Source organism: Candidatus Hydrogenedentota bacterium (assembly GCA_019695095.1).
GTDB lineage: Bacteria > Hydrogenedentota > Hydrogenedentia > Hydrogenedentales > SLHB01 > JAIBAQ01.
Genome location: JAIBAQ010000388.1, coordinates 1 through 2,748 on the forward strand (window position 1 = coordinate 1; position 2,748 = coordinate 2,748).

Here is a 2,748-nt window from a genome sequence, read left to right on the forward strand (position 1 = left end):
TGATGATCGAGTCGGTCCATCACTGGTCATCAGAAGCTGAGGTGCGCGCCCAAACAGGCTTTGTCCTGCCCGCTGGCGAGCCGATCACCACCGCGCCGCCAAGCGACGAGGAGCTGGCGGCGCTGGAGCGCGTGGATGCGGCGCGGGTGCGGGATCTGGAGGTTGCCTGAGTTCGATGCTAAACACTGTGCTTGTTGAGTTCCTGTACCAGAAGGTGGACAGTCGTAGACGGGTTGTCGCGCGCAGGTTGTGATGGCACGTAGGTTGCCAAAAGGTTTTCCGCATTGCGAATGGCATCGCGTTGAAGAGTGGTGAGTAGATCGTACATATCTGGGCGATTCTTACGATACGGACTCCCGAGTAGCCCGTCGAGTTTATCAATGTACTGCTGCCGCGTGATACCGGTGTTGTAGTAATGGAAATGGAGCAAGTACCACAACTCGAATGCCTCGTTGGAGTACGCCACTTGAATGTCGTTGTTCTTGGCAAGCTGGAGCGCAGCATTGAAGATCTCATCAGAGAAAGAGTCCTTGTCCATAACGCACCAAACTTGATCGTATTGGCCTGTATTGCTGATCTCGATTGTCTTCTCAACCAAACTGCGAGTGTTGTAGCCAAGTCCACGAATATCAACTACCGCTTTCGAGACCCGGAAGCTCTTGAAATAGCCGGGTTCGGTCTTCTCTCCCTCGCAGACGATTAAGAAGCGCGTCCGCAGCGGGCGAGTATTCACCCGCCGCTGGTCATACCCGCGTCGACTCTCGGTTCTCCCGCGATTGCTTGACATCGCCGTTGCCAACGATCAACTGTCGAAGATCACCAATGAAGGGGATTGCTCCGTATCGCCCCTCAATGTAGTTCCTCTCGTATGAAGCATCGTTGCGAACTTTAGCGTTGTTGTCAAGTCGGTATTCGACAAGAGAGTACAATGTTGTAGCTCCTTGTACCGACTTCTCGGTGAACCAGATTTGGTCACGTCGGAAGAGTCCGCTGCTTAACAGATTCGTGTCGTGCGTAGTGAAGATCAACTGAGCATGATGCGGGTTAGTGATGCGCGAGTTGAAGAGCTTAATGATTTCACAGATGATTAGCGGATGCAGCCTAGCGTCAAGTTCGTCAACAATCATAAGCCTACCTTCCCTCAATGCAAGAATCACGGGCAAGGAGAGAGCAAATAGCTTCTTCGTCCCTTCAGATTCGTTTTGCTCAAGATCGAACTGCTCCATAGCAGTCGGCTTGCCCTGTGCATCGTACTTCCAATGGAGAGTCTTGACTGCGAATACGTCTGCATCGACTTGATCAACAAATCGCTCAGTCGCTGAACGGCTCTCTTTCCGCTCGTAGAATCCGGGTTCTTCTGGCAAGGACGGTAGAGTAACTTTTGAAGCTGCTACTTCAACATCAATGATGCCAAGGTCGAGGCCCTTGATGAAGCTCACCACCTGGTGGCGTGTTGACCGTTGAAGTATCCCAACCAAGGTCTCTGCCCAATCATCACCATCATCCAGACCAAAAGTAACACCTATGCCGTAAAACCAGCGCAGAATAGAGTTCGCAATTGCCCCATTGAACTGTGCGGCAACGGAGAGAAACAATGCATTTGGTCGTGTTCGCTCTTCAAGTCCTCGGCCTTCTCGAAACCCTGGTCCAAGCCGAATAGCTGCCCCTTTCCGCTCGAATAGGCGTGCTTCCCTAACCTTGGGCACATGAAACAGCCACTCCGAAACGACATGCCGTGAATCGACCTCAAAGCCATATCGATACTGCTTCCCTTCCGCTCGAAAGACCATCTCGAAGAATGAAGGTTTCTTCTCAGTTTCGGTGCTGAGTCGGAACCGTTCTACAATGATCGGATCTTGCGCCTGCGTATCGCGCGAAGATGACAGTACAAATCGGCGCATGAAGCGAATTGCGGCGACAAGATTACTCTTGCCGCTCGCGTTCGCGCCGTAGATCGCCGCGCTCGTTAGCAACGAGAGATCTTTGTCAACCTCGAAAACGTTGTTGGCATCGATTTCCTTATCCTTCGAGCCGATCTTCGCCGCGACCATGCTCAACGTCACGGGTTCCTTGAACGAGCGATAGTTGCCTACGGAAAATTGAATTAACATAGCCAACCTCGAATCACGAACACTGCTTCTGCGTGAATTTCTCTCACAGAAGCAGTGTACACTATCGCGTTGTCGTTACCAACAAGAGAGATCTGCTACTTCGGCAGCAACCGCCGCAGCATGCCCCTCGGTGTGGCGGAGTGGCGCAGGCGCAGCATGATATCCACGAGGAAGAGGAGGAGCGCGAGGGCGGCGAAAGGTTGCCAGAAGGGCGCGAAGCGCGGGGCGTTGGTCAGCACGGTGGTGTCGAAGACCTGGGAGGCGCTCGGGAGGACGCGACCGCCCGTGCGGTCGGCCAGCGAGCCGAGGATCGAGTCTCCCACGGTGGGGCCGCGCAACTCGGCGGGATAGGGCACGGCGAAGCCGTTGGCGTCGGCGACGCCGCCGCTCGCGCGTGGCTGGCGCAAATCGAGGCCGTAGGACCCCGCTTGTGGGGCGACGAGGCGCACTTCGTAGCGTCCGGGCGCGGTCTGCGGCAGCACGAGATCGACCGTCTGGCCCGATGGCGTGCGGAGGCGGGCGTTGGTTTGGGTCAGATTGACCGTCGCGCCGTTGTCGAAGGCATCGACCGCCAGGATCAGGTCGTGGCCGTCCTGGCTGGTTGACACGCGGAAATAGGGGCTGACGGCGGCGGGCA

The 2,748-nt window shown here is 55.6% G+C and carries 3 protein-coding genes; all 3 read right to left on the reverse strand.

From position 1 onward, the window contains the following. Positions 1 to 178: 178 nt before the first annotated feature. Positions 179 to 787 carry an RloB family protein gene (locus K1Y02_26730; protein ID MBX7259979.1) on the reverse strand — a complete coding sequence of 203 codons (609 nt, stop codon included), beginning with the start codon at positions 785 to 787 and terminating at the stop codon, positions 179 to 181. Then, positions 744 to 2,111, reverse strand: coding sequence for an ATP-binding protein (locus K1Y02_26735; GenBank protein MBX7259980.1), 1,368 nt, complete (start codon positions 2,109 to 2,111; stop codon positions 744 to 746). Before K1Y02_26735 ends, K1Y02_26730 begins: the two co-directional genes overlap by 44 nt. A 95-nt stretch (positions 2,112 to 2,206) precedes the next feature. After that, positions 2,207 to 2,748: hypothetical protein (locus tag K1Y02_26740; GenBank protein ID MBX7259981.1), on the reverse strand; the 542-nt coding region annotated here is incomplete at its 5' end.